Genomic DNA, 24,958 nt, shown 5'->3' on the forward strand with positions numbered 1-24,958 from the left:
TATGGATACACAAGAAAGAATAAAAGATAGAATACTCAGAAGAGCTGCCCAGACATGGGGGTATACAGACAGTGAACTGGAAACTTCTTTCGATCCTATTGTAGCTTTATTACTTGAAGCTTGTTCTTCAGAACTTGAAAAGATTTCATCAGAGCTGAACAACTCAAGATCAAGAATAATTGAAAGGCTTTTGGAAATAATGTCTCCCGAAAATAATTCAGGAATTATTCCCGCACGATCAATTATGCATCTCAAACCCGTAGAAAATAACTTTACCATATCACTGGAACATCAGTTTGTTTGCAAAAAAACAATACAAAATATATACGATCCACTTAGGCCAACCATTAAAGATATATTTTTTGGAACAACTTTACCCTTTACACTAACCGAGGTTTCTTTGGAATACATGGCTTTTGGAAATACTTTTTACTCATTAAAAAGAGTAATTCACAAAGACCAGTTATCAAAAAGCAATCAGTTTTTAAAACCAGGTACATTATGGTTAGGACTTAAGTGCCCTCAGGAAATTGAGAGTATAAATAAACTAATGTTTTTTACAGATATCAGAAACGTATCACAGAGAGACATATTTTATAATTATTTAAAACAAGCTAAATTTTTTATAAAAGACAAAGAAATATCATTTAAAGAAGGATATAATGTTGAAAATTATTCAATTGATATAGATGCTATAGTTAATAAAAACTATAACAAAATCAATCAGTTGTATACAGATGTTAATAACTTTTATGCTGATAAGTTTTTTCATTTTACAGAAGATATTCTTATTGATGAGAATAGTTTTAGCATACCGGAAGAATTACTTGAAGCATTTGGTTCAGATAATTCTAAAATAAATGAATTAACTGATGTGTTGTGGATTAAAGTACAATTTCCTGAAGTTGTTATCAATGATATACTGGAAAATGTCATGTTTTATATAAACTCTATTCCTGTTATAAACAAGCAGATTTTAAGTCAGACTCAGTCGATAGATTCTTTTATCAATTATATTCCTTTAACCACAGACGATATATTTCTTGATTTAGGTAGTATATCTGATTCCAGAGGATACCATTATCACATAAAAGAATTCTCAGAAGGAAACCTTGATATCGGAGATGCTACCCTGAGACACACAGGGGTTGTTAGATTTGATGAAAGAAATGCTTCAGAGCTAATACAATATCTCATTGAACTGCTTAAAGACGAAAGTGCGTCATTTACGGTAATTGGGGGAGATTTTATTAAAGGGACTATAAGGGAAATTAATCAACTAATTGCAACATTAGAACAGCATATAAAAGAGAGGAAATTTACAAAATCCAGTTTCCCTTACGTTATAATAAGACCCAAAGCAGCTGCTACAAAAAGTGATAATGATATGTTCACAGTATCTTATTGGGTAACCAGTGGAGAAGATGCAAATGATTTAAAAGTAGGAACGCGATTAGATGGAGTTAATACCAGTGATTTTTCTCAAAATTCAATTATGCTAATAAATACTTCCGTAGGAGGAAAGTCTAGATTAAATACAAGAGAAAAAATTACTTCATATAGAGAAGCTTTACTAACAAGAGGAAGAGTAGTTACATTTGCTGATATTAAGACTTTTTGTCTCAATCATTTTAAATTTACAATTTCTGGAATTGAAATTAGAAAAGGAACCAAAATAGACTCTTCAACTAACAAAGGATTTGTTAGAACAATAGACATTATTTTAGAAAAAAATGTAAATGCCGAATATCAGGTTTCAGATTTTGAATGGCAGTATTTATGCGATAATTTATTGCATAAGTTGGATCATGTTTCATCGAATGTTTATCCTTATAGATTAATTGTAAAATGAAAAAAAATATCGTAGCAGCACTCATAATAATGCTTTTTCTAGTATTAGCGTGTAAAAGTAAATATTATAGGGAAGTTCCTTACAAATTAGTCTATAGTCAACAAGAAATTGATAATAAATTTCATATTAAAACCCGTACATTACCCATCTTGGATACTTTGGATGTAGATGAAGACACGTTGACAGACAGAGAAATATATCTTAAAGAAAAATATGCCATTGTATTAGGAATAAAGCCAAAAGAATTGAAAAACTATAAATTTTATGATTTTATAGATCAATGGATAGGCACTCCATATGCAAAAGTAGGGTTTACCGCAGACAGTTTGAATATAGCAGCATTTATAAGTGCTTTATATCAATATACATATAAAAGAAAATTGCCTACAACACCCTTAGGTATTTTCAAATCTAATGAAATCAGCCTTTTCACAGGTAGAAAATTTTTAAAAGAAGGAGATTTGCTCTTTTTCAGATATGCTAAAGATATGCCGGTGGGTGATATTGGTATCTATCTACGAAATAACAGGATATTATATAGTACTAAAAAAAATGGGCTGATGATAGGTGATTTTAATGAGAATTACTATCAATTAAGATATGTAAGTGCAGGTAGGCTTATTATAGATCAAGAGACCGAACCTAAGTAATTATAGAATATGGAAATTACTGAAATAAATACAAAGTTAGAGCAGATTAAGAATCGAATTAACTCTTTAAATTATGATTTAAAGGCCGAGGTAATTATTTCAGAAATAATGAACAAAATTGACCATGAAGATCAAACCTTTTTAGTTGATCACAAAGGACAGTTTAAAAGGCCATTTAGAAAAGATGTGCTAGATGCAGAATTAGTAGATTTTAATTACGATTCAACACAATTTGTCAAAATAAACTTATCAAGAGACGGAATTTACGATACACTTCCGGAAGGATTTTTTCATGCTCCAAGAGAAGACCGGTTGAAAAAAACGGTCGACGAAATGACCAAGGAGTATAAAGTTCATAAAAAAGAAGAAGAATATGCACGAAAATTTTTTCTTCCTTTCGAAAATGAATTTTTCCTTAAAACTATAGAAAGAGAAAACCTGGAAAAAGATATCCTTTTAGAATTAAATGGATCTCGCCCGCTAGATTTTTTCTATGAATTTTGGGGAATTGATAAAGATTTACCGGAGATTTTAGTTTCCAAACTAATACGTATTTTGCCCTATACACATCAGATAGTTGGAAATTTAGAATTAACAGTGCACTGTTTAAGTTATCTGTTGGAAGAACAGGTTCATATAGCAGAACAAACCTATAAAGAGCAATCAAGTTCTGAGCAGGAAATAAGTCTGGGAGATTGTAGATTAGGATTAAATATGATTTCAGGAAGTGCGTATATGGATTATTCATTATATCTCGAATTCAAGATAGGCCCACTGAAAAAATCATCTTTTCTTGAATATATACATCAGGGAAAATTAAAAAAATTTGTTGAACTATTTTATGAATACTTCCTGCCTATGGAAGTAGATGTAAAGACAACTATACTACTGGATGCAGAAGCTGAAGCATTTAGTTTAAAAGAAATATCAATTTTAGGTATAACAACAAGAATATGAGATTCAAGACCTTTTTTAAAGATTTAATAGATCCATCAATTATTGTCGGAATAGTAATTATTTTTGCAGTTACAATTATTCTCACTGTTTTTTTTAGCTCTAAAGTAGAAGGATTTAAGCAAAAATATAAAGGAAAATTTATTACATACATAATAATTGTATTACTTGTAACAGCACTAACCATTTTTATTGGTTCTTCAGAAGTTTTCAATAATCAGATATTCAGTATATTCATTTTTTACCAGATAGTCTTTTTTATATTAGGTATTATACATAGCTATGTATATAGAAACTACTTTGAAAAATTTGAAAAAGAATCTCCATGGATTGAAATGTTTTTCAGTTTTATTGTAACCATTTATATTTTGATTCCTTTTCTCTTAGTATATACTATTGTTAAAGGCAATACCTATGTTTACAGCATGATGTTTTCTTCCTTGGTATTTATGATACCTACAGTGATTTATTTAACTTTTGAGGCATCCATAGCAATTCCTCCCAAAATTTACAAAACTTGGCTGTTTCCCGAAGAACACGCATATCCTGATCCACCGGATAGTGAATATAGAGATATGCTGGTAGTTACCTTTGTGTTTCATAAAGAACCCGATTCGGAAGTAAGAACAGAATTTAGGGCTAAAGCTCCTATTCGTATGGATTTCGGTAGATTATTTTATCACTTTGTAAATGATTACAATTTACGTAATCCGGATGCCCCTATTAATTTAATGGATAAAAATGGAGAAAAGCAACATTGGGTATTTTATTTGAAAAACAAAAGTTTCGGATTTGCTAAATTTATCAGACCAGATTATCCGCTGTACATGAACTCTATAGAAGAAAACAGTGTTATAATCTGTCGTAGGACACCCCCGTTACTAAATTCTGAAGATGAACTGGATTATGATATGAAAGATAGTAAGATTGAAGAAAATCCTAATATAGATGAAAAACAAAAAAAAGATAATTTTTAATTTAAGATAATAAGACTTTACCATGTTAGAAAAATTAAATTATTTTCCGGTGAATTGGATAGATGGGATGAAAATTAATAAATCTCATTTTATTGCAATGCAGGATAACTTTGTAGATATGGCCAGAGATGCCATTGGTAGCCACGTAACTCCAATAAGTTATGGCTTGTTACCTGTACAGAATACAATGGAGTCTATAAAAATATCCTTGGTAATAGACAATCACAAATTACTAAGAGTTAAAATAGAAGAATGTCATGCGGTTACTCCTAACGGAGCTAGAATAGAAATAACCCCGATGAATAATTCCATAGATATGCAGATGCCATATCCTGAAGCTGTATATAATCTGGATGAAGCGCAAAATGTTGTTTTGCTTGCTAATATTGTTGTAAATCCTTTTGAGAAAGTTCCCTTTGGAGAATTGGATCCGGAAGAAAATCCTCCAAGATATCCATATTTGGTACCAACATATAAGTTACATTTAGTACAGGAAGGGCAGCTTTCACAACAATCTTCATATGCAGGCTACCAGCTCACTGTCGGTAAAATAATAATAAATAAAGAAGAAACCAGTTTACAGCCGGGTTATATTCCTCCCTGCACTACGACCAATAGTCATAAAGAACTTATTGATATGCACACGGGAATTGATAAGTTTATGGGACAGCTTGAACTGTATGCAGTACAAATTGCGCAGAAAATTAACCGTAAGCATCAAACTAACGAATTAGCGGTTATGGTACTTAAATTATCCGATTTAATAATTACCTATCTAGGAAACGAAATTAATTCATTACGATGGTTTGGTTTATACACCAGTCCAGCCTTTATGTTTGACAAAATTGTTCGTTTAGGAAGGATTATGAAAAATTTTGTAGATGCCAAATCCGGAGCAGGTAAAGAAGAATTATTAAATTATTTGGCAGAATGGTGCGGTTTATCACAAGGAGACTTTGAAGTATTGTTTACAGATTTAGTAAACGTTGGGTATAATCATTCGCAAATTGATAAAACGATGAGTCAGGTGAGTATTTTCATGAGAACAATTGACCAACTGTTCTCTGCATTAAATAAACTTGACTTTATCGGAAGAAGAAATGATACCGGAATATTTGTAAAAGAGAGAATGGAAAATGATCCGATAGAAAAAACTAAAAGAAGCAGATTTTTTGATGATTAAAAAATAACATTATGGAAGTATTAAATAAAAAAGAAAGATTAATTTCATTTCTACTCTTTATTTCACTGTTTTTAATAACTGTAGTTATCATTGTAGTATCAGTATTTTTTAATTTTCATTTGCCTTGGAGGGAAAACGAAGAACTAAAAAAAGAAAATGCCTCTATGATTAACGAATTTAGATTTCAGTCCAAATTTGAAGAGCAGATGGAATTACTAAAAAAATATATTGATTCCATTGATATGCCTAATCAGGATACATATTACTATCAGCAGAAATCAGTCGATATGGTGATCAAAATGGAACAAAATATACCCAGTCAGGATAGCGTGAGAAGAGGGCTCTTGTATAAGAATTTTTTGCTTACCAGCCGCTCCCTTATTGATTCTAAAAAGACTATTAAAACCTATGGCAAAAGTAAAGCGGAAATTGATACTCTACTTGCTAAAGTTGAGGCATATAGAAAGCAAATTGAAATTATGAAAAGGGATTTGGATATATGCAGAATGCTAAATAGAAAAGATTAAATTTAACTTTTTTTTAACATTTTAAATGAGATAAGATAAAAGAAAAGGGTTATATTTGTATTATAAGTTTTAGTTAATTAGTTAAATTTTAAATTATAATATTAATCATTAAAATCATTTTATTATGTCATTTAAAGCTAAATTAGAAGTAGCAGGAAAAAAGTACAATGTACTAAATGTTAATTATTCCTTAGCTCAGGAAACAGATCCAACCGGGCGTCCATCTTCTCAGACTAGAGGAGGTAGAATTGAAGTAACAGTAGAATCAACCGGTGAGACTGATATTTTTGAATGGATGACCAACAGTTTCGAAAGAAAAGACGGAAAAGTAATCTTTGTAAAAAGAGATTCCGATGCAACTCTTAAAGAACTTAACTTTTCAGATGGTTATGTAGTAAAATACAGAGAAAATTTCGATGCCATTGGTTCTAACCCCCTAACAGAAACTTTCACCATTTCAGCTAAAGCTATCAAAATGGGAACAGGAGAACACGTTAACGAGTGGGTATAATAACCAAAATTCGTGGTTTTCAATTAAAAGAAAAAGCTCTATAGAGCAAAAAAGGGAGTTTTATATTACTCCCTTTTTTATTACAGATTATATGAAAATTCTTATTATTAATTAAAAAAAAACAAACATGTCATCTTTTTTAGCCAAATTAGAGATGGACGGAGAAGTCCACAATGTTTTACACTGCAAATATAGTTTTAATCAAGGTGTAGATAGTACAGGGAAGCCTCAGGCTACAATTCGTGGTGGACAGGTTCATTTGAAAATTGAAAGTTCAGGAAAGTCAACTTTTATAGATTGGATGTTATCTTCCGAAAAAACAAAGGATGCAACAATTATCTTTTATAGAAGAGATGCAATGAGTCGTTTACAGGAAGTTAAATTTGAAAAAGGATACTGTATAGAGTTTACTGAAGAATTTGATTCCATAAACGATGAGCCTATGTCTATAAGTATGTTAATCGTTGCTAAAAATTTAACAGTAACCAATGTTTCCTATGAAAATACATGGAAAATCTAAATTTTCTATCGTAGGTTATTTTCTTACTAAAATATTCTAATAAAAAAGTTCGGAAATTTCCGAACTTTTTTATTAGAATATTTTGATATAAAAGTTTAAGATTATTGAGATACAGTTTCTTCAGACAAAGCCACAGTTAATTGAGGAATAATTTGTTTTTTTCGGGAAACTACTCCTTTTAAAAAACCTTCATTTTCAGTTAAATGTATATTAAAAGCACGTTCAGCACTTAAATAAGAATCCCCTAATGCAATAATCCTAGAATCACTATCAAGCACATTTGTCGCTACAAATAAAAACAAATTATAATGATTTGAGGATATCTCTTCGTTTATAGCATTTATTATTTCTTCCTTTCTAGAGAAAATATCATTGAAATCTACAGTATTGACTTGAGCTACACGAATTTTTTTATCATTTACTTCAAAAGATTTTGCATCAAGTGAAATTAATTCAACAGCACTTTTACCAGATAAATTAGTTCCGGCTTTAAGAAGTTCCATACCGTAATCGTTTAAGTCGACACCAGCAATAGTAGCTAGTTCCTGAGCAGCTTTAATATCTTCATCTGTACAGGTAGGAGATTTGAAAAGCAAAGTGTCTGAAATAATACCTGAAAGCATCAATCCAGCTATATGTGGAGGAATTTCAATACCATGCTCTTTATATAGCTTTAAAATAATTGTTTGAGTACAGCCTACAGGTTCTGCTCTATAATAAAGAGGGTTTATAGTCTGGAAATTAGCAATTCTATGATGGTCAATTACAGCAAGAACTGTCAATTCCGAAATATCGGAAACAGCTTGTTGAAATTCATTATGATCTACAAGCATTACTTCTTTAGTCTCGTCCGAGGCACGACTTATAACTCTGGGAGCTTCAGTTTTAAAATAATTTAAGGCATATTGGGTTTCTTCATTAGGTTTACCCAAAGCCACAGCTTCGGTATTTTTTCCAAGTTTATTTTGTAAATATGATAAGGATATAGCCGAAGTAATTGAGTCTGTATCAGGATTTAAATGTCCTATAATTAGTATTTTACTCATGAGGGTTATTATTAAAAATTTATTTAACATAAGATAAAACAGATAACTATTTTATAATGAGGTTGCAAATATACGCTATTTACGATTTTTTTACAAAAGAAAAGAAAGTGCATTACTGAAACACTTATTTTTTAATTAATTAAAACTTTTCTATTTTTGCAATACATTATAAAGAACGAATATGTTTCAAAATTTACAGGATAAATTAGATAAGGCTTTACATAATATTAGCGGTAGAGGAAAAATAACTGAAATTAACGTTGCCGAAACGGTAAAAGAAATTCGGAGAGCTTTGGTTGATGCCGATGTTAGCTATAAAGTGGCAAAAGATCTTACCAAAAGAATCCAGGATAAGGCTATGGGAGAGAATGTGCTTACTTCTTTAACTCCAGGTCAGTTAATGGTGAAGATTGTACATGACGAGCTAGCTGAATTGATGGGAGGAGAAAACGTAGGAATAAATCTGTCGGCAAATCCTTCAATAGTTCTGATAGCAGGTTTACAAGGATCTGGTAAAACTACATTCTCGGGGAAACTAGCTAACTATCTCAAGACAAAGAAACAGAAGAAAGTTCTTTTAGTAGCTTGTGATGTGTATCGTCCGGCTGCAATAGACCAGTTAAAAGTTTTAGGAAATCAAGTCGGAGTAGAAGTATTTTCTGAAATTGAAAACAAAAATCCTGTCGATATATCTTTACATGCAATAGATTATGCAAAGCAAAATAAGTTTTCTGTAATTATTATTGACACCGCTGGACGTTTAGCCATAGATGAAACTATGATGAATGAAATTAGAAACGTTCATCAGGCAGTTCAGCCTCAGGAGACACTTTTTGTAGTAGACTCTATGACAGGTCAGGATGCTGTTAATACAGCCAAGGCTTTTAATGAGGTTTTAGATTATGATGGAGTAGTATTGACCAAACTGGATGGAGATACCCGCGGTGGGGCTGCCTTAACTATTCGTACAGTTGTCGATAAGCCTATTAAATTTATATCTACCGGAGAAAAGATGGAAGCTTTAGATCTTTTCTATCCTGAACGTATGGCAGACCGTATATTAGGAATGGGAGACGTTGTTTCCCTGGTAGAGAGAGCTCAGGAGCAGTTTGATGAAGAAGAAGCCAGAAAATTGCAGAAAAAGATTGCAAAAAATCAGTTCGGGTTTGATGATTTCTTAAGCCAAATCAAGCAGATTAAGAAAATGGGAAATATGAAAGATTTAATGGGAATGATTCCAGGGGTGGGTAAAGCAATGAAGGATGTAAATATAGACGATGACGCTTTTAAACATATTGAAGCACTTATATATTCAATGACTCCGGATGAAAGAAGAAATCCGGCAATTATTACAACATCAAGAAAAAATCGTATAGCTAAAGGTAGCGGACGTACCGTTCAAGATATAAATCAACTACTTAAACAGTTCGAACAGATGAGCAAAATGATGAAAATGATGCAGTCGCCCCAAGGTAGAATGATGATGCAGGCAATGGCTAAACAAATGGGTAACGGAGGTAAACCATTTTAATTTAAAATATCAGAAAGCATTACTACATAAAAAAACACGGAAACCTCCGTGTTTTTTATTTACCTATATACAATAGCAATTCACCATCAGTGTAGGTGATAGTTACTGAATTTTTGTTAGCTTTATTTCTTGTACCAATTCTTTCAGAAAATGTTAATGATTCATTAGACAAAGGATATTCTAAGCCTTCAGTACAAATATTTGTTGCCGTGAAAAAAGGAATGAGAGATATTGTTTTTCCTTTAACACCACAAAGATTTACTCTTTTTTCAGAAAAGAAAAAATATGAAAAATCATCATAAAAAGTAATTTTCAATTTCTTTTTAAAGAATAGAGCAGTTGCCAAATTGCCAATAAAATGGTCACTTTCTCTACCAGTTGCACCGTAAACATCAACTTCTTTAATTCCACGCTTAATAAGAAGTTCTAAAGCCTTGTGGAAATCAGTTTTATTTTGATCAGGAGTTGGTATCACAGTTATAAGAGAAGGTACTTTCTTACGTTTAATACTATCTAAATCTCCCGAAATGAAATCAACTGTTAAATTGAATTTTTTCACATAACGGGTATAAGCACCATCGGTGCAACATATTAAAGAATAAGAGGATAAATCTTCGGGTATAGATTTAGGCTTTTTTCCGTTGATAAAAAGTAATGCTTTATTCATTGGGAGTCCATGGAGTTTCTTTATGTCCCGCCAGATGACCGAAATAACGAGCTAGGACAAATAAATAATCAGATAATCTGTTTAAATAAATATAGCACAAAGGGCGGAGCTCTTCCTGTTCATTCAGAGAAATAACAGCTCGTTCAGACCTTCTGCAAATGGTTCGTGCAATATGCGATACTGAAGTAGCCGGACATCCGGTTGGAAGTATAAATTGCGTTAATGCAGGAAGTTCAGATTCCATCGCATCAATCCATTCCTCAAGAAAACTAATTTGCTTTTCACTAATTAAGCAGGCTAATCTGGGCTTTCCATTAGCCAAAATCATTTTTTCATTGGGAGTAGCCAATTCTGCCCCTAAATCAAATAAAGAATTTTGTATTACTTGCAACTGATCATCAAGTTCTTTTTGTTTAGTATAGCTTCTAATTAAACCTAAATAAGAGTTAAGCTCATCTACATCTCCATAGGCCTGAATCCGTATAGCATTTTTCGGAACACGAGTACCACCATAAAGAGAAGTAATTCCCTTATCTCCGGTTTTTGTATATATTTTCATATAGTACTTAAATTATTTAAGCAAGTAAATTACAAAAAAAAAGTGACTGGATACAGTCACTTTTTTCATTTCTTTAAAATTGAAATTATATTTTTTCGTAAGTAATAATAAGATCTGTCTTAGTAATACCAGCAGATGGATATAAATTTTGATAATATTCTAAAGTGTTGTAATTAGTTTCTGTTATAATTAATCTATTATTTTGAATTTCGAAAGTATATGTTTCATTCTCGTTATCATTTTCATTATCATCTTTAAGATTAATTATGTTACCTGTTATAGTATAAGTAAAAGAATCTATGGTATTATCTTCAAAATGTTTAATCCAACCAGTTCCATCAGAATTAAAAGTTATATGAATTACTCCATTGGAAGCAGGAGCAGGATCCATACTATAAATAATTAATTGTTTTTGTTCCTCGGTTAAGTTAGTCCCTTCAACATTAGCTTTTATTTCAATATATTTCCAGGTTCCTACTATGGGGTGGTTGTTTGATGGAATGTCATCATCGTCACTTGAACAATTAATAAATAATAAAGGCAATAACATTAATAATAATAGTTTTTTCATCATTTTAAATTTAAATTTATTTAAGCAAATATAATAAAAAATGTTTAAAATTTAATATAAATAAATTTAAGGAAGATTTTTGTTAATAATAAATGATAAAAAGAGCTATTTGGGTATTACTTTAAAGTATACTGTCTATAAATTCTTTGGCCCTGATTTCAGCCCACGAGAACTTAGAGTTATGCAATGGAAATCCCACATGTCCTCCATATTTAGGTTTTTCAAAGTAAATATTTGGATTTGAAATTTCATATCTATCCAAGTAATTCTCTTCGGTTAAAAAAGGGTCATTTTCTGCATTAACAATTAAAGTAGGGGTTTTAATGTTGTTTAATACGAATAAAGGAGAAACTTTTAAATAATATTCTTCTTTATTTGCAAACCCATATATCGGAGCTGTAAAAAGAGAATCTAAATCGTCAAATGATTTAATAGATTTAGCCTGTTTAATATTGAAAATATCAGGAAACTGACTATGTTTAAAAATTAATTTCTTTTTAAAATCAACCATAAAATTATGAAAATAAAAAAAATTGGAAGTTTTTTTAAATGCTTTTACATTTTGTAAAACGTTGAGAGGAGTAGAAAATGTAATACAAGATTTTACTTCTTCAGGAACATTAATTTTACCAGCATAATTTAAAGTTACAATCCCTCCCATAGAATAACCAATAAGATGAATTTTTTTAAATCCCGAATATATGGCTTGATTAACTACACACTTCAGATCATCAATCAGCCCCATGTGATACAACTTTGGAAGCCGATTTATTTCGCCGCCGCAGCTTCTTTGGTTCCAGGCTAAAACCGAATAACCGAATTTGTGAAAATAATCGGCACAACTATTTATATAAGTTCTTCTTGAATGACCTTCAAGACCATGAGAAATAATTACTATGCTATCCGTACTATCGTTTATCCACCAGTCAAGGAGTAAAAAATCTCCGTCAGGAAGTTCCAGCTTTTCTCTTGAATAAGGAGGAACCGGGTATTTTTTTATAGCACCGGGAATAATAGTGGATAAATGAGCATTTTTAAATATAAAGTTATTGGGAGGTTGATAACCCGATTTTTCTATAAAATGCATAGCGAATCAAATTAATTATTAAATTTAATAATTAATAAATAAATCTGCTAAAAAACTCTAAAAAATATTAGCAGAATTAAAGAGCATCTTTATAAGCTTTCAATGCTCTATCTCTAGCAAAAGAATGTTCAACCATAGGTTGAAGGTAAGAATCTTTATCAGAAAATTCAGGGATCCATTTTTTGATATACTGGTAATCCTTATCAAATTTTTCCATTTGAATTGTAGGATTGAAAACTCTGAAATATGGAACCGAATCACAACCTGAACCACTGGCCCATTGCCAGTTACCATTATTGCTGGCAAGTTCAAAATCCAATAATTTTGAAGCAAAATAAGCTTCACCCCATCTCCAGTCAATTAACAGATGCTTGCATAAAAAACTAGCGGTAATCATTCGTACTCTATTGTGCATAGTACCACTTTCATTGAGTTCCCGCATTCCCGCATCAACTATAGGATATCCTGTTTTCCCTTCTTTCCATCGGTCGAAATCATCCTCATTATATCTCCATTTAATATTGTCATATTTAGATTTAAAACTTTGCTTTACAACTTTTGGGAAATGATAAAGTATGGAGATAAAAAATTCTCTCCATATAAGTTCATCTATAAGGCTTGTATCAACTTTTTTGAATTTTAGAAAAATTTCACGGATTGAAACTGTACCAAAACGCAGGTAAATACCTAGGTGAGTAGTGGCCGACATAGATGGATAATCTCTGTTTTTTTTATAATTAGTAATTATCGATGAAGATAAATTAAGTTCCGGAGGATTAATAGAGCTCAACTTAAATCCTAACTTATCGATATTTAATTGCTGAGTGTTATGATTAATACAGTTTTTTAACAAAGATTCACTGGAATATGTTTCAATTTTTTTTTCGGAAACTGTAGATTTCCATTGTTTTGAATAAGGAGTATAAATCGTATAAGGAGAACCATCTTTTTTAAAAACTTCATTTGGATTACAAATAACATGATCCTGAAATTTTTTAAATGAAATTTTTTTACTCTTTAAAAATTCTTCAATTTCTTTATCACGTTCAAGACCGTACGGTTCATAATCCTCGTTGCAATAGACAGATTCTATGGAATATGAATCACATAATTTTTTAAAACAATCTATAGGGCTGCCAGATAATAATGCTATAGAAGTGTTACATTTTTCAAGTTTTTTATTAAGAACAGTAAGTTGTTTATAAATAAAAGTGACCCTTGCATCATATTTGTCCGGTAATTGGTCCAAAATTTTAGAATCAAAAATAAAAATCGGAAGAGTTTTTCCTTTTTTTAAAGCTTCATACAAACCCAGATTATCCTCAAGCCGTAAATCCCTGCGAAACCAAAAAATATTAACTGTTTCCATTTTTATTAATTTGAGAAAAAAATTCACCTATTATAATTCCGGCAGACATAGCAACATTTAAACTTTCCGTTTTTTGAATATTCCCAAAACGTGGAATAGTAATAACATTTGTACATAATTGTTTTACCTGGTCCGAAATTCCGTTTCCTTCATTTCCCATTACCAACACAGCATCAGAAGCAAAAGAAGTCTCATAAAGATTATCTCCGTTCATATCTGTAGCATAAATTCTTAAATCCTCGTTTGAGGTAATAAAATTGACTAAATCCATATACACAATATTTACTCTTGCCAGAGATCCCATAGATGCTTGCACAACTTTCGGGTTAAAAATATCTACAGTACCGGGACTGCAAACTATCTGTTCAATTCCAAACCAGTCAGCTAAGCGTATGATAGTTCCCATATTTCCAGGATCCTGAACTTCATCTAAAGCTAATTGCATGCCAACAATTTTATTTAAATTAAATATTGGTATTTCAAATAAAGCCAAAGCGTTGTGTGGAGTAGTTAAAAAACTTATTTTTTTAAGTTCATCTTGTGAAATTAACTCGTACTGAGACTCATTGAGAAATGAAATAGGTTCAGTGCTGTAAATATTTTTTAAAATAAAATCACTAAAGACAAATTCTTTAATGTTTTTTATACCTTCAACAACAAATAAGTTATATTTTTGCCTATACTTTTTTTTACTAAGTGATTGAATAAGTTTAATTTTGTTGGTAGACAGCATATGATAAAATTGAAACGCAATATAACATTAAAGATACTGATTTCCGCTCAAATCTTATTAATTTTTTCATGTAAAACAAATAAGGTTCCTGAGAAACAATACCTGTTTATAGGTAATAAATACAATTACTTAGATAAAAAAGGGATGCCTTATTTAGATGCATATGGAATGCCTTTTTATGATGAGAAAGGAAAACCGGTGGTAAATGAATATAAATCTCCATTTTCCGATGAACTAGATAGTTACGTAAAGCAAAAGCCCAATAAAACTATACTTTTTTTTGTTCCTTTAGCCTTATGGATGTATGACCGTTCTGATCCGAAATTTGATTCAGTCTATTACGACTATTATAAAGTTAAACAAAAAGAAAGAAATCAGGCATTGCTGGATTCTCTCTATATTAAATACAATCTTAAAAGCTATGTGGGGCAGAATCGATGGTTTGACAGGTTTTTCTATAATAACGGAGAACCGCCTGTAATAGCTGATACTGCAATAGCAGCTTCTTCTGCTAAAAATCTTCAACAATATTTTAAAAACCGAGGCTGGAGAAAATCTTCAGTAAAAGACACCTTGTTAGCATCTGGCAAAAAAGCCAAAGTACGTTACGATATAAAATTGGGGCGACCTATGATTATGGATACCATAATTTATGACGTAGCCCAGGAACTTCAGGATAATTTATATAACGGTTATCTGCAAAGACAGACAAAAATAAAAGTTAAGAAAAATTCAGTTGAAAGAACAAAAGAAGAACTGATAAATGTATTTTTCAGTAGAGGATCTTCAATAAAAAAAGGAGACAGACTCGATGCCTATGTTATTGAAAAAGAAATTTCGCGTATTGAAAATAGATTTCAAAATATGGGATATTTTCGATTCAACGATTTAAAGGATGAAGTTATTTACTACGTTGATACTGCAAAAAATATATATAATGTTCCGGTTCGGATGTCCATAAAAAAAAGTGCTATTGCTACAGATGTAAAAAAAGACAGCGCACAACTAAAATTTAAAAAATATAAATATAATCAGTTAAGAGTAACTCTGCAGAATTTAAATAAAGAAATGCAGTATCATATTGATTCTACCTATTACGTTACTGACCGAAAGATAGTCAAATGGGAAGATGGAAAAAAACGCAAAGGAATTATAAAGGATACAATAGCTTTCATAGTTAATGAAACAGGTGGAAGATACAAAAATCGCGTATTGGGAGATATGTTGGCTATTGAAAAAGGACAATATTATCGATTAAACTCTGAAATAGAAACCCGGAGAAATATTTATAAAGTTAACAACTTTAATATCCTGGGATTTAAAACAGCACCTGAATCCGGATCTGATTCAACTTTGGTGACAAATATTATTCTTACACCTATGGATAAATATTCATACGAAATCGGGTTTGAGGCATTTGGCTCCAAAGTGGTGAATTTCGGGATAACACCTAACGTAACTTTTACTGCAAAAAATCTTTTCAAAGGAGCAGAGAATTTAAGTGTCACATTAGGTGGTTCTGTAGGAAACATAGAATCTAAAAAAAATAATAGTAGTTTATTTAACGCTTCAGAAGTTTCAGCTCAGGCAAGTTTGTCATTTCCCAAATTGCTGGTTCCTTTTAACGGTAAAAAAATCATACCTAAAAGGTGGGGACCCTCCTCAGCAATTACCCTGGGATATAATGCACAATATAATATAGGGCTGGATAGAAGGAACTATAATGCAGGATTATCGTATAATTTTACTCCTACACGTACCACCGTTCATCAGGTAACATTATGGGGGTTGCAGTACACACAGTTTCTAAATCCGGGAAATTACTATAATATTTATACCGAAGATTGGAATACTATGAAAGAACTTTATTTCAAAGTATATCCTGAACTTGAAAGTGCTTTAAACGACAAGAAAATAACAGAAAAGCAGCTTCAGGAACAAGTTATTAACGACCGGGCCTTTAGAGATGAACTTATGCATGTTTCGCCTGAAAGTATGGATTCCTATGGATTATTGGAATCAAGAAGGTATAGATTTACACAAAATGTATTAATATCTTCTTTTAAATATAATTTTACTTACGATCAAAGATTAAGTTTTTTTCCTCCCAAAAACCCATTTTACATTAAAACCCAGATTGAATTAGCAGGAAATGCCTTATCTATATTTAATAAATCTTTAAAAGATTTTACCACATCAAATGATAAAGTGGTAAAAGAAATATTTGGTGTTCCCTACTCTCAATTTGTGAAAATTGATTTGGATATCAGGAAATATTGGAATTTATCATTGAAAAAATCATTCAATGTACGTTTTTTTACAGGTATAGGTATACCATACGGAAATTCTTTCGATATGCCTTTCGACAGAAGTTATTCTGTGGGAGGACCAAGTGATGTTAGGGCTTTTAAAGCGTTTGGATTTGGTCCGGGAACTTCTAAGTTTGGAAGTAAAGACGGATATGAATTAGTTGCGTTGGAAAACTTTAAACTACTTACTTCACTTGAATATCGTTTTCCGCTTCCAAGTAAAGGCTTTGAAGGAGCTTTATTCGTTGACGCTGGAAATGTATGGGGAATCCGAAAAAATTCCCTGAATAAATTTGAATTTGACAGTTTTTATAAAGAATTAGGTATCGGAGGAGGATGGGGAGTTCGTTGGAACATAAGTAATTTTATCATACGATTTGATTTTGCTTATAAATTTCACGATCCGCGAAGAGACGAAGGAGACCGCTGGTATTTCAAGCATATAAATGTATTAAAACCTCAGATTAACTTTGCCATTGATTATCCTTTTTAAACCTTTTATTTAACTTTTCAGATTTAAATAAAAGACAAATTATGACTTTCTATAAAAATATACGATTAAGCAATTGGTTCGGATATGTTGTAGCATTAACCGTTTCTGTTTTTATCGTTATATTTTCCAACAGAAAAGTCAAGGAATTAAAAAGAGAAGAATCTGTTAAAATAGCGAATTATGCCAAAACCTTAGAGCTTTTAAATACAGAAAGCGGTATCCCATCTAATACACAGGTTTTCTTAGTACAGTTTATAGAGCAAAATACTACTATTCCGGTAATTTTAGTAGATGAAAAAGGAACCTATCTTGACTCAAAAAATGTTAAGAAAGAAGTTATAACTAATCCGGTAAGATTAAAAGACGAATTGGACAATATGCAGGAATTGTATAAACCGATTCCCATAGTGTTACCATTTGGAAAGCAATATGTTTATTACAAAAACTCATTATTACTTACACAGTTAGAATATTACCCGATTATATTAATAATTTTAATAGTATTATTTGTGTGGTTTACCTACTGGTATTTCAAAACCCTGAAAAAAACAGAACAAAGTCTTTTATGGGCCGGAATGGCTAAAGAAACAGCTCATCAGATAGGAACACCATTATCCTCAATTATTGGCTGGTTGGAAATATTAAAACTAGAAGATATAGATCAGCATCCCATTCAAAATATAGAAAGAGATGTCAATCGTCTACAAAATATTACAGATAGATTTTCAAAGATAGGTTCAACACCATCATTAGAAGAAGCAGACATTATAGAAGTTTCCTATCAGGCCTTCCTATATTTAAAAAACAGAGTATCCAAGCACATCACTTTCAAATTTATATCTCCTGAACATCCTATATTTCTACAGCTCAATATATCCCTTTATAGTTGGGTTATAGAAAATTTAATAAAAAATGCTGTAGATGCTATGAAAAAAGAAGGGAATATTGTAATGGAAATACAGGAAAGCAAAAAACATGTCTATATTGATCTATCTGATGACGGTGCAGGAATACCTTTAAAAAATATTAAAACAATATTTAAACCAGGATTTACTACGAAAAAGCGTGGTTGGGGATTAGGTTTGTCTCTGGCAAGAAGAATTATAGCTGACTATCATTTTGGTAAAATATTTGTTTTAAAGACAGAGCTAAATAAAGGTACAACCTTTCGAATTATACTTAAAAAATAAATTTTGTAAAATTTAACAGATAGTACAATCTAAAACTTAGGTAATTTATTTATTTTTGACCCTATGATATTACGTGGTGAACATTTAATTAAGACTTACGGAAGCAAGAGAGTAGTAAAAGACGTATCTTTAAAAGTAGAACAAGGAGAAATTGTCGGACTTTTAGGGCCTAATGGTGCAGGAAAAACAACAACTTTTTATATGATTGTAGGCCTGATAAAACCTACACAAGGACAGGTATTTATTGATAAAATAAACATTACACACGATGCAATGTATAAAAGAGCGCAGAAAGGAATAGGATATCTGGCTCAGGAAGCATCAATTTTTAGGAAACTTTCCGTAGAAGATAATATTTTAGGAGTGTTGGAAATGACAAAGCTTTCAAAAAAAGAAAGAAGGTTAAAAACAGATTCTTTAATAGAAGAATTTGGATTGGAACACGTAAGAAAAAATAGAGGAGATTTATTATCCGGAGGAGAAAGACGTCGTTGTGAAATAGCAAGATGTCTGGCAACCGACCCAAATTTTATATTGCTTGATGAGCCTTTTGCTGGAGTAGACCCTATAGCGGTAGAAGATATTCAGAAAGTAGTCCGATCGTTAGTCAATAAAAACATAGGTATTCTTATTACAGACCACAATGTACAGCAAACCTTAGCAATTACTAACAGAACCTATATTATGTTTGAAGGTAATATACTAAAAGAAGGATATCCTGAAGATTTAGCAAACGATCCAATGGTCCGTCAGGTATACCTTGGAGAGAATTTCAGGTTTGAAAAAATTTAAATCCTAAATAATAACCATGAAATATTTTATAACAATACTATCAATATTTTTCTCTATAAGTCTTGTGGCTCAGAAAATACCTGAGATATCAAAGACTGAATTTTCGAAGGAAGCATTGTCTGAACAAGTATTAGATGTAAATGATAATAAAATAACCTTAAATACATTACTTGAAAACTACAAAGGGAAAATTATAGTTATAAAATTTTGGGCAGGGTGGTGTAAAGACTGTCTGGTAGATATGCCTTTTTCAGATCAACTAAAAGAAAATAATCCTGAGGTGAGTTTTATATATCTGTCTTTAGATCGGAATAAAGAATTCTGGTTAAAAAGTATTGTCAAATACGGATTAGATAAAAAAGGGAATAATTACTGGTTTTATACAGGTTGGAAAAATACTTTTACAGAATATATAGAATTAAATTGGATACCCAGATATATGATTATAGCTCCTGATGGAAAAATAGCTAAATATTATTCAGTAACAGCTAAAGATCCTGAGATTCAGGAAATAATAGAAAATCTTAGAAACGAAAACCAAAAATAATTATTTTTTTTCTTCCATTTCGTCCAAAATGAGTTGATTGGCTTCTTGTAACTGAAAATACCAATCTTCACCAAATTTTCGGATTAATGGTTCTTTTAAAAACTCAAAAACTTTAACTTTTAATTCTTTTCCTAAAGTACATGCATCTGAACATATATGCCATTCATCGTAATTCAAAGCAATATATTTTCTGAGTTTTTGAAGGCGTATAGGATATAAGTGGCAGGATATAGGTTTTTTATAGGAAACTTTACCTTCCTCATATGCCTTTTCAATTGCGCATTTAGCTATACCTGCATTATCAAATATTACGTAAGCACATTCTTTACCTTCAATTAAAGGAGTAACATAATCACCGTCAATATCAGTAACATATTTTCCCTGCAGCTCAATAGAACGTTTACCCTCATCTCTCAAATAAGGAGCTACCTGATCGTATATTTCTTCAAGTACAGGCAGTTCATCCTCATCAAGCGGAGCTCCTGAATCTCCTTCCACACAACAGATTCCTTTGCATTTGTTTAAATTACATACAAATTGCTTTTGAAAAATATCCAGAGAAATAATAGTATCGTCTATTTGAATCATAAATTTTAAATAACACTGCAAAAGTAAGCTTATATTTTTATTCTTAAAAAGTTTGTTAAAATATAATATGAAAAATATCACTTTTGGCTAAATGTTTGTATAATGCTTAAACACTCAGTTATACCATACACATAAAAAACAGTAAAAAAATAAAAGGAATATAATAAAAATATGAAAAAAAGAATTGTCCTTGTAGGAGGAGGTTTTGCTGGAATTAATATAATGACCCAGCTGGCCAATGATGATAACTATGAAATTATTCTGGTAGATAAGAACAACTATAATTTTTTCCCACCTCTCATATATCAAGTTAGCTCAAGCATATTAGAACCGGCCGCTATCAGTTATCCCTTCAGAAGATTTATCAGACATAAAAAAAATGTACATTTTCATTTAGGAGAACTAGTGGAGGTAAAGCCTCAGGAAAAAAAAGTGGTACTTTCCAATGGCGAAATAGATTACGATATATTAATATTTGCAACCGGAACCCAAAGTAATTATTTCGGAATGTCTAACATTGAAAAATATGCCATTCCGATGAAGACTCTCAACGATGCTCTTTTATTAAGGAATACACTTTTATTACGTATGGAGGAAGCATCCCTAGTTCAGGATCCGGTGGAACAGGAAAAATTATTATCCATAGTAATTACTGGAGGAGGACCGGCAGGAGTAGAAATTGCCGGGGTACTTTGTGAAATAGTAAATTATATTTCTCCGGTTGATTATAGAAATTTAAAATGTAAAGTAAATATATATCTGGTGGAGGGAGCTACAACTCTTTTAGGAGCAATGAGTGAAAAATCTCATGAAGAATCTTACAAAGCATTAAAAAAATTGGGGGTAAAAGTATTATTGAATACGAGAGTTAAAGACTGTGATGAAGGAGCTATTTATTTTGATGGAGGTGAAAAAATAGAGACCAGAACTATAATATGGACAGCGGGAGTAACATCAAGAGTTTTTAAAGGGTTGTCAGAAGACATTTTTGGTAAAGGGAGAAGAATGCAGGTTGACGAATTTAACGAAGTAAAAGGATATAAAGATATATATGCATTAGGAGATACCTGTATAATGACTACAGATTCAGAATTTCCTGAAGGTCACCCACAGTTGGCGCAGGTAGCCATACAACAAGGTAAAAACCTGGCAAAAAATTTAAAAAGAAAAATTAAAAATCAAAAGCTAAGTCCATTTCACTATACTGATAGAGGTTCAATGGCTGTAATTGGTAGAAATAAAGCGGTTGCAGATTTAATACATCCAACCATGTTTCTTAAAGGCTTCATAGCCTGGGCAATATGGTCATCTATTCACCTTATATCTTTAGTTTCCGTAGGAAATAAATTGAATACATTTTATAGATGGATGACAATTTATTTTTCTAGAAACACATCATTAGGCATAGCCTACAAAATAGGAGATAAAAAGTAAATTTCAACTTATAAAAAAACAGACCAATTTAAATTAATTGGTCTGTTTTTATTTTGTCTGTTTATTATGATGAGTGTCTTTATCAGCAGAAGAAGAAATTTGCGTAGCATCCATACTTACAGTTCCATGATAATTGGCTCCATTTTCAACCTGAAAACTTTTAACGTGCATATTTCCTATAATGCTTCCGGTTTCTTTAAGAGTTAGATTATCAGCAAAAACGTCTCCCTCTATTTTTCCGTAAATAATTAATTCTTTGGTTTTCACATCACCTTTAACGTAACCCTTTTTACCTAAAATAACACCACCGGCGCTGGTTATTCCACCTAAAGCCTGCCCGTCGATTTTTATAAAAGCCTTGCAATTGATGGTTCCTTCAATTTTACAATCTTCCGCTATGATTGTTGTTATATTCTCAGAACCTAGACTCGGAGAGTCATTTTTTTTCTTATTAAACATATAGTAGTTGGTTAATTATTCTGTTATTTGTAAGTATTTTTTAGGATTTTCTTTTTCCTTATTATATAATATTTCATAATGTACGTGTGGACCTGTAGAACGTCCGGTATTACCTAGTTTACCAATAATATCGCCTGCTTTTACTTTTTGCCCCAGTTTAACATTGATTGCTGACAAATGTCCGTAAAGAGTTTCATAACCATGAGAATGTTTAACCATGATACAATTGCCATATCCGCCTTTAACACTTGCATAAGTAACTGTTCCGTTAGCAGTAACCCGAATAGGATCACCAATTTTTCCAGCTAAATCCAGTCCGGGATGAAATTCTGACCCCTTGCCTGACATAGGATTTCCTCTTACACCAAAGTCGGAAGTTAATCTGCCTATATGAGGAAGGCCTACAGGTATAGATTGAATTTTATTCAATAAATCCTGAACTCTGTCTTTTCTTGATTCAATCAAATCGGGATTAAGATCTTCAATAGGATAATACTCACCTCCGACATTGTCAGTTCCTTCGGAAGTTCTGGAAGATGATAAAGTCTTTACTTCTCTTTCTTTTAAATATTTTTCAATTTTATCTAATGATTTTTCAGCTTCATCTAAATTATTCAGCATTTGGTTTAATTTTTTATTATCCAGTTTATTTTCCAAATCTGCAATTTTTCCATGAAGTTCTCTCTTCTGATAGTATCCGTATGCAATAAAGGTGGATAATCCGGTTAATAAAATACATACAGTAATTGATGAATAAAGAAGAACTTTTTTATACAAAGACATATTTTCAATATGTCTTTGATTAATACTGTATACTTTAGTTTCGTTAGAGTGCTTATCTGTTACTATTACCGTAGAATATTTTGTTTTACTCATGTTTTAAATGATTTTATTTTTTGATCATAAGGGTAACAAAGATACTCATTGCAAAATAATTGAATTAAATGAACCTGATTATTTAACAATATTTTAGCAGAACATTAAGAAATAAATTAAAATTTAAGTTGTTTAAAATCAGATTTTTATATATGTTAGAATAATAATTTATAAACATCTTCAACTTTTGAAACCAGCTCAATACGTATAGAATGATTTTTAACATCAACCTTATTATATTTGGAAATAAAAATGACATCGTAGCCCAGCTTTTCTGCTTCCGTAATTCTTTGTTCTATACGATTTACAGCTCTGATTTCACCGCTCAAACCTACTTCTCCAGCAAACAAACAATTATCAGGTAAAGAGATATCTTCATTAGAAGATAAAATAGCACAAATAACCCCTAAATCAATTGCCGGATCATCTACTCTAATCCCCCCCGTAATATTCAAAAATACATCTTTAGAACCTAAATGAAAACCAGCTCTTTTTTCTAAAACGGCAAGAAGCATATTAAGTCTCTTAACATCAAAACCAGTGGTAACTCTTTGGGGCGTACCATATACAGCAGTAGATACCAGTGCTTGTATCTCTATTAGCATTGGGCGCTGTCCCTCAAGTGTTGCAGCAATAGCATTTCCGGATAAATTTTCTTCTTTCTTTGAAATAAGAATCTCAGAAGGGTTTTTAACTTGGCGTAATCCCGATTGGAACATTTCATAAATTCCCAGCTCTGATGTGGAACCGTATCTGTTTTTATTAGCTCGTAGAAGACGGAATAGATAATTTCGGTCACCTTCAAATTGGAGAACTACATCCACCATGTGTTCCAAGATTTTAGGTCCTGCAATAGTTCCGTCTTTAGTAATATGGCCTACAAAAAATATAGGGGTAGAGGTATCTTTAGCATATTTAATTAATTCCGATGCAGATTCTCTAATTTGAGAAATACTTCCCGGCGAAGATTCAATATAAGAAGAATGTATGGTTTGAATAGAATCAATAACAAGTAATTCAGGTTGAATTTCCTGAGCTTTATTTATAATTTTTTGAGTAGATGTTTCAGTTAATATATAGCAATCAGGGTTAGATATAGATAATCTATCAGCACGCATTTTAATTTGGTTAGAACTTTCTTCACCCGAAACATATAAAACCTTCTTGGGGATTTGAAGAGAAATCTGTAATAACAAGGTAGATTTTCCTATTCCAGGTTCTCCACCGATAAGAATAACACTACCTGGGACTATTCCTCCCCCAAGCAAATTATCCAGCTCAGTATCCTGTGAAAGAATTCTGTTTTCGTCTTGGGATTCAATTTCATGAATTTTTAAAACTCGCGATTTTGAGTCATTTTTAGAAAAAGTCTGATTATTTTTAGATTCTTTTTCTATAACTTCTTCAACAATAGTATTCCATTCACCGCAAGCTTTACATTGTCCCATCCATTGAGAATATTGCGCACCACAATTCTGACAAAAAAAGGTGGTTTTGGTTTTAGCCATAATATATATTGTATTTAAATAGATA

At 31.4% G+C, this 24,958-nt stretch carries 25 protein-coding genes; 14 read left to right on the forward strand and 11 right to left on the reverse strand.

Annotated elements, in window-relative coordinates; translation table 11 throughout:
• The first annotated feature begins 1 nt into the window (after position 1).
• The 8 genes from EOV51_RS07735 (at position 2) to tssD (EOV51_RS07770) (ending at position 7,174) form a co-directional block, all read left to right on the forward strand.
• On the forward strand, positions 2 to 1,852 hold the full coding sequence (locus EOV51_RS07735; RefSeq protein ID WP_128151537.1) for a type VI secretion system baseplate subunit TssF: 1,851 nt from the start codon (positions 2 to 4) through the stop codon (positions 1,850 to 1,852).
• Positions 1,849 to 2,502: a C40 family peptidase gene (locus tag EOV51_RS07740; RefSeq protein ID WP_128151539.1), complete on the forward strand. Its 654-nt coding sequence runs from the start codon at positions 1,849 to 1,851 to the stop codon at positions 2,500 to 2,502. The genes EOV51_RS07735 and EOV51_RS07740 overlap by 4 nt, the downstream gene beginning before the upstream one ends.
• Positions 2,503 to 2,511: 9 nt before the next feature.
• Complete coding sequence (locus EOV51_RS07745; RefSeq protein ID WP_128151541.1) at positions 2,512 to 3,459, forward strand: type VI secretion system baseplate subunit TssG; 948 nt, start codon at positions 2,512 to 2,514, stop codon at positions 3,457 to 3,459.
• Positions 3,456 to 4,433 carry a TssN family type VI secretion system protein gene (locus EOV51_RS07750; protein WP_128151543.1) on the forward strand — a complete coding sequence of 326 codons (978 nt, stop codon included), beginning with the start codon at positions 3,456 to 3,458 and terminating at the stop codon, positions 4,431 to 4,433. Before EOV51_RS07745 ends, EOV51_RS07750 begins: the two co-directional genes overlap by 4 nt.
• 22 nt (positions 4,434 to 4,455) lie before the next feature.
• Positions 4,456 to 5,616, forward strand: coding sequence for a hypothetical protein (locus EOV51_RS07755; protein WP_128151545.1), 1,161 nt, complete (start codon positions 4,456 to 4,458; stop codon positions 5,614 to 5,616).
• Between the two features lie 11 nt (positions 5,617 to 5,627).
• Complete coding sequence (gene tssO, locus EOV51_RS07760) at positions 5,628 to 6,143, forward strand: type VI secretion system TssO (RefSeq protein ID WP_128151547.1); 516 nt, start codon at positions 5,628 to 5,630, stop codon at positions 6,141 to 6,143.
• Between the two features lie 124 nt (positions 6,144 to 6,267).
• Positions 6,268 to 6,654, forward strand: coding sequence for a type VI secretion system tube protein TssD (gene tssD, locus EOV51_RS07765; RefSeq protein WP_128151549.1), 387 nt, complete (start codon positions 6,268 to 6,270; stop codon positions 6,652 to 6,654).
• A 127-nt stretch (positions 6,655 to 6,781) separates the two neighbouring features.
• On the forward strand, positions 6,782 to 7,174 hold the full coding sequence (gene tssD, locus EOV51_RS07770; protein ID WP_128151551.1) for a type VI secretion system tube protein TssD: 393 nt from the start codon (positions 6,782 to 6,784) through the stop codon (positions 7,172 to 7,174).
• Positions 7,175 to 7,275: 101 nt separating this feature from the next.
• On the opposite strand, the gene EOV51_RS07775 is transcribed toward tssD (EOV51_RS07770), so the two are convergent.
• Positions 7,276 to 8,220, reverse strand: a complete 945-nt coding sequence (locus tag EOV51_RS07775) for a manganese-dependent inorganic pyrophosphatase (RefSeq protein WP_128151553.1) — start codon at positions 8,218 to 8,220, stop codon at positions 7,276 to 7,278.
• 181 nt (positions 8,221 to 8,401) lie between these two features.
• Between EOV51_RS07775 and ffh the strand changes: the two genes are divergently transcribed.
• Positions 8,402 to 9,751 carry a signal recognition particle protein gene (ffh, locus tag EOV51_RS07780; protein ID WP_128151555.1) on the forward strand — a complete coding sequence of 450 codons (1,350 nt, stop codon included), beginning with the start codon at positions 8,402 to 8,404 and terminating at the stop codon, positions 9,749 to 9,751.
• A 55-nt stretch (positions 9,752 to 9,806) separates the two neighbouring features.
• On the opposite strand, the gene EOV51_RS07785 is transcribed toward ffh, so the two are convergent.
• From EOV51_RS07785 to EOV51_RS07810, 6 genes are all read right to left on the reverse strand, one after another.
• A complete protein-coding gene (locus tag EOV51_RS07785) occupies positions 9,807 to 10,418 on the reverse strand; it encodes a thiamine diphosphokinase (RefSeq protein WP_128151557.1) in 612 nt (203 codons plus the stop codon).
• Entirely contained in the window at positions 10,411 to 10,977 is a 567-nt protein-coding gene (locus EOV51_RS07790) for a cob(I)yrinic acid a,c-diamide adenosyltransferase (protein WP_128151559.1), read from the reverse strand. The genes EOV51_RS07785 and EOV51_RS07790 overlap by 8 nt, the downstream gene beginning before the upstream one ends.
• 85 nt (positions 10,978 to 11,062) lie before the next feature.
• On the reverse strand, positions 11,063 to 11,551 hold the full coding sequence (locus EOV51_RS07795) for a lipocalin family protein (protein WP_128151561.1): 489 nt from the start codon (positions 11,549 to 11,551) through the stop codon (positions 11,063 to 11,065).
• A gap of 118 nt (positions 11,552 to 11,669) precedes the next feature.
• On the reverse strand, positions 11,670 to 12,635 hold the full coding sequence (locus EOV51_RS07800) for a YheT family hydrolase (protein ID WP_128151563.1): 966 nt from the start codon (positions 12,633 to 12,635) through the stop codon (positions 11,670 to 11,672).
• Positions 12,636 to 12,711: 76 nt separating this feature from the next.
• Positions 12,712 to 14,004: a cryptochrome/photolyase family protein gene (locus tag EOV51_RS07805; RefSeq protein ID WP_128151565.1), complete on the reverse strand. Its 1,293-nt coding sequence runs from the start codon at positions 14,002 to 14,004 to the stop codon at positions 12,712 to 12,714.
• The gene (locus EOV51_RS07810; protein ID WP_128151567.1) at positions 13,991 to 14,737 is read right to left on the reverse strand and encodes an RNA methyltransferase; all 747 of its coding nucleotides are present in this window, start codon (positions 14,735 to 14,737) and stop codon (positions 13,991 to 13,993) included. The genes EOV51_RS07805 and EOV51_RS07810 overlap by 14 nt, the downstream gene beginning before the upstream one ends.
• Positions 14,738 to 14,746: 9 nt before the next feature.
• Here EOV51_RS07810 and tamL point away from each other — a divergent pair, with 9 nt between their 5' ends.
• The 4 genes from tamL to EOV51_RS07830 all read left to right on the forward strand — a co-directional run bounded on the left by tamL (position 14,747) and on the right by EOV51_RS07830 (position 20,068).
• The gene (gene tamL / locus EOV51_RS07815; protein ID WP_164875265.1) at positions 14,747 to 17,539 is read left to right on the forward strand and encodes a translocation and assembly module lipoprotein TamL; all 2,793 of its coding nucleotides are present in this window, start codon (positions 14,747 to 14,749) and stop codon (positions 17,537 to 17,539) included.
• Between the two features lie 41 nt (positions 17,540 to 17,580).
• Positions 17,581 to 18,729 (forward strand): sensor histidine kinase, encoded by a 1,149-nt coding sequence (locus EOV51_RS07820; RefSeq protein WP_128151572.1) that lies wholly within the window; start codon positions 17,581 to 17,583, stop codon positions 18,727 to 18,729.
• Between the two features lie 63 nt (positions 18,730 to 18,792).
• On the forward strand, positions 18,793 to 19,521 hold the full coding sequence (gene lptB, locus EOV51_RS07825) for an LPS export ABC transporter ATP-binding protein (protein ID WP_128151574.1): 729 nt from the start codon (positions 18,793 to 18,795) through the stop codon (positions 19,519 to 19,521).
• Between the two features lie 16 nt (positions 19,522 to 19,537).
• On the forward strand, positions 19,538 to 20,068 hold the full coding sequence (locus tag EOV51_RS07830) for a TlpA family protein disulfide reductase (RefSeq protein WP_128151576.1): 531 nt from the start codon (positions 19,538 to 19,540) through the stop codon (positions 20,066 to 20,068).
• On the opposite strand, the gene EOV51_RS07835 is transcribed toward EOV51_RS07830, so the two are convergent.
• Positions 20,069 to 20,656: a DUF3109 family protein gene (locus tag EOV51_RS07835; RefSeq protein WP_128151578.1), complete on the reverse strand. Its 588-nt coding sequence runs from the start codon at positions 20,654 to 20,656 to the stop codon at positions 20,069 to 20,071.
• Positions 20,657 to 20,827: 171 nt separating this feature from the next.
• Between EOV51_RS07835 and EOV51_RS07840 the strand changes: the two genes are divergently transcribed.
• A complete protein-coding gene (locus tag EOV51_RS07840) occupies positions 20,828 to 22,090 on the forward strand; it encodes an NAD(P)/FAD-dependent oxidoreductase (RefSeq protein ID WP_128151580.1) in 1,263 nt (420 codons plus the stop codon).
• Positions 22,091 to 22,138: 48 nt separating this feature from the next.
• Here the strand turns inward: EOV51_RS07840 and EOV51_RS07845 are convergent, their stop codons facing one another.
• From EOV51_RS07845 to radA, 3 genes are all read right to left on the reverse strand, one after another.
• Positions 22,139 to 22,549: a bactofilin family protein gene (locus EOV51_RS07845; protein ID WP_128151582.1), complete on the reverse strand. Its 411-nt coding sequence runs from the start codon at positions 22,547 to 22,549 to the stop codon at positions 22,139 to 22,141.
• Positions 22,550 to 22,564: 15 nt separating this feature from the next.
• Positions 22,565 to 23,425: a M23 family metallopeptidase gene (locus EOV51_RS07850; protein WP_128151584.1), complete on the reverse strand. Its 861-nt coding sequence runs from the start codon at positions 23,423 to 23,425 to the stop codon at positions 22,565 to 22,567.
• A gap of 155 nt (positions 23,426 to 23,580) precedes the next feature.
• Positions 23,581 to 24,933 (reverse strand): DNA repair protein RadA, encoded by a 1,353-nt coding sequence (gene radA / locus EOV51_RS07855; protein WP_128151587.1) that lies wholly within the window; start codon positions 24,931 to 24,933, stop codon positions 23,581 to 23,583.
• Positions 24,934 to 24,958 lie beyond the last annotated feature (25 nt).

Source organism: Apibacter raozihei (assembly GCF_004014855.1).
Classification (GTDB): domain Bacteria; phylum Bacteroidota; class Bacteroidia; order Flavobacteriales; family Weeksellaceae; genus Apibacter; species Apibacter raozihei.

What these genes read in the sequence shown, in the direction of transcription:
- EOV51_RS07735 (WP_128151537.1), top strand. Translation starts at nt 2, where the DNA reads ATGGATACACAAGAAAGAATAAAAGATAGAATACTCAGAAGAGCTGCC.
- EOV51_RS07740 (WP_128151539.1), top strand. Translation starts at nt 1,849, where the DNA reads ATGAAAAAAAATATCGTAGCAGCACTCATAATAATGCTTTTTCTAGTA.
- EOV51_RS07745 (WP_128151541.1), top strand. Translation starts at nt 2,512, where the DNA reads ATGGAAATTACTGAAATAAATACAAAGTTAGAGCAGATTAAGAATCGA.
- EOV51_RS07750 (WP_128151543.1), top strand. Translation starts at nt 3,456, where the DNA reads ATGAGATTCAAGACCTTTTTTAAAGATTTAATAGATCCATCAATTATT.
- EOV51_RS07755 (WP_128151545.1), top strand. Translation starts at nt 4,456, where the DNA reads ATGTTAGAAAAATTAAATTATTTTCCGGTGAATTGGATAGATGGGATG.
- tssO (WP_128151547.1), top strand. Translation starts at nt 5,628, where the DNA reads ATGGAAGTATTAAATAAAAAAGAAAGATTAATTTCATTTCTACTCTTT.
- tssD (WP_128151549.1), top strand. Translation starts at nt 6,268, where the DNA reads ATGTCATTTAAAGCTAAATTAGAAGTAGCAGGAAAAAAGTACAATGTA.
- tssD (WP_128151551.1), top strand. Translation starts at nt 6,782, where the DNA reads ATGTCATCTTTTTTAGCCAAATTAGAGATGGACGGAGAAGTCCACAAT.
- EOV51_RS07775 (WP_128151553.1), bottom strand. Translation starts at nt 8,220, where the DNA reads ATGAGTAAAATACTAATTATAGGACATTTAAATCCTGATACAGACTCA.
- ffh (WP_128151555.1), top strand. Translation starts at nt 8,402, where the DNA reads ATGTTTCAAAATTTACAGGATAAATTAGATAAGGCTTTACATAATATT.
- EOV51_RS07785 (WP_128151557.1), bottom strand. Translation starts at nt 10,418, where the DNA reads ATGAATAAAGCATTACTTTTTATCAACGGAAAAAAGCCTAAATCTATA.
- EOV51_RS07790 (WP_128151559.1), bottom strand. Translation starts at nt 10,977, where the DNA reads ATGAAAATATATACAAAAACCGGAGATAAGGGAATTACTTCTCTTTAT.
- EOV51_RS07795 (WP_128151561.1), bottom strand. Translation starts at nt 11,551, where the DNA reads ATGATGAAAAAACTATTATTATTAATGTTATTGCCTTTATTATTTATT.
- EOV51_RS07800 (WP_128151563.1), bottom strand. Translation starts at nt 12,635, where the DNA reads ATGCATTTTATAGAAAAATCGGGTTATCAACCTCCCAATAACTTTATA.
- EOV51_RS07805 (WP_128151565.1), bottom strand. Translation starts at nt 14,004, where the DNA reads ATGGAAACAGTTAATATTTTTTGGTTTCGCAGGGATTTACGGCTTGAG.
- EOV51_RS07810 (WP_128151567.1), bottom strand. Translation starts at nt 14,737, where the DNA reads ATGCTGTCTACCAACAAAATTAAACTTATTCAATCACTTAGTAAAAAA.
- EOV51_RS07820 (WP_128151572.1), top strand. Translation starts at nt 17,581, where the DNA reads ATGACTTTCTATAAAAATATACGATTAAGCAATTGGTTCGGATATGTT.
- lptB (WP_128151574.1), top strand. Translation starts at nt 18,793, where the DNA reads ATGATATTACGTGGTGAACATTTAATTAAGACTTACGGAAGCAAGAGA.
- EOV51_RS07830 (WP_128151576.1), top strand. Translation starts at nt 19,538, where the DNA reads ATGAAATATTTTATAACAATACTATCAATATTTTTCTCTATAAGTCTT.
- EOV51_RS07835 (WP_128151578.1), bottom strand. Translation starts at nt 20,656, where the DNA reads ATGATTCAAATAGACGATACTATTATTTCTCTGGATATTTTTCAAAAG.
- EOV51_RS07840 (WP_128151580.1), top strand. Translation starts at nt 20,828, where the DNA reads ATGAAAAAAAGAATTGTCCTTGTAGGAGGAGGTTTTGCTGGAATTAAT.
- EOV51_RS07845 (WP_128151582.1), bottom strand. Translation starts at nt 22,549, where the DNA reads ATGTTTAATAAGAAAAAAAATGACTCTCCGAGTCTAGGTTCTGAGAAT.
- EOV51_RS07850 (WP_128151584.1), bottom strand. Translation starts at nt 23,425, where the DNA reads ATGAGTAAAACAAAATATTCTACGGTAATAGTAACAGATAAGCACTCT.
- radA (WP_128151587.1), bottom strand. Translation starts at nt 24,933, where the DNA reads ATGGCTAAAACCAAAACCACCTTTTTTTGTCAGAATTGTGGTGCGCAA.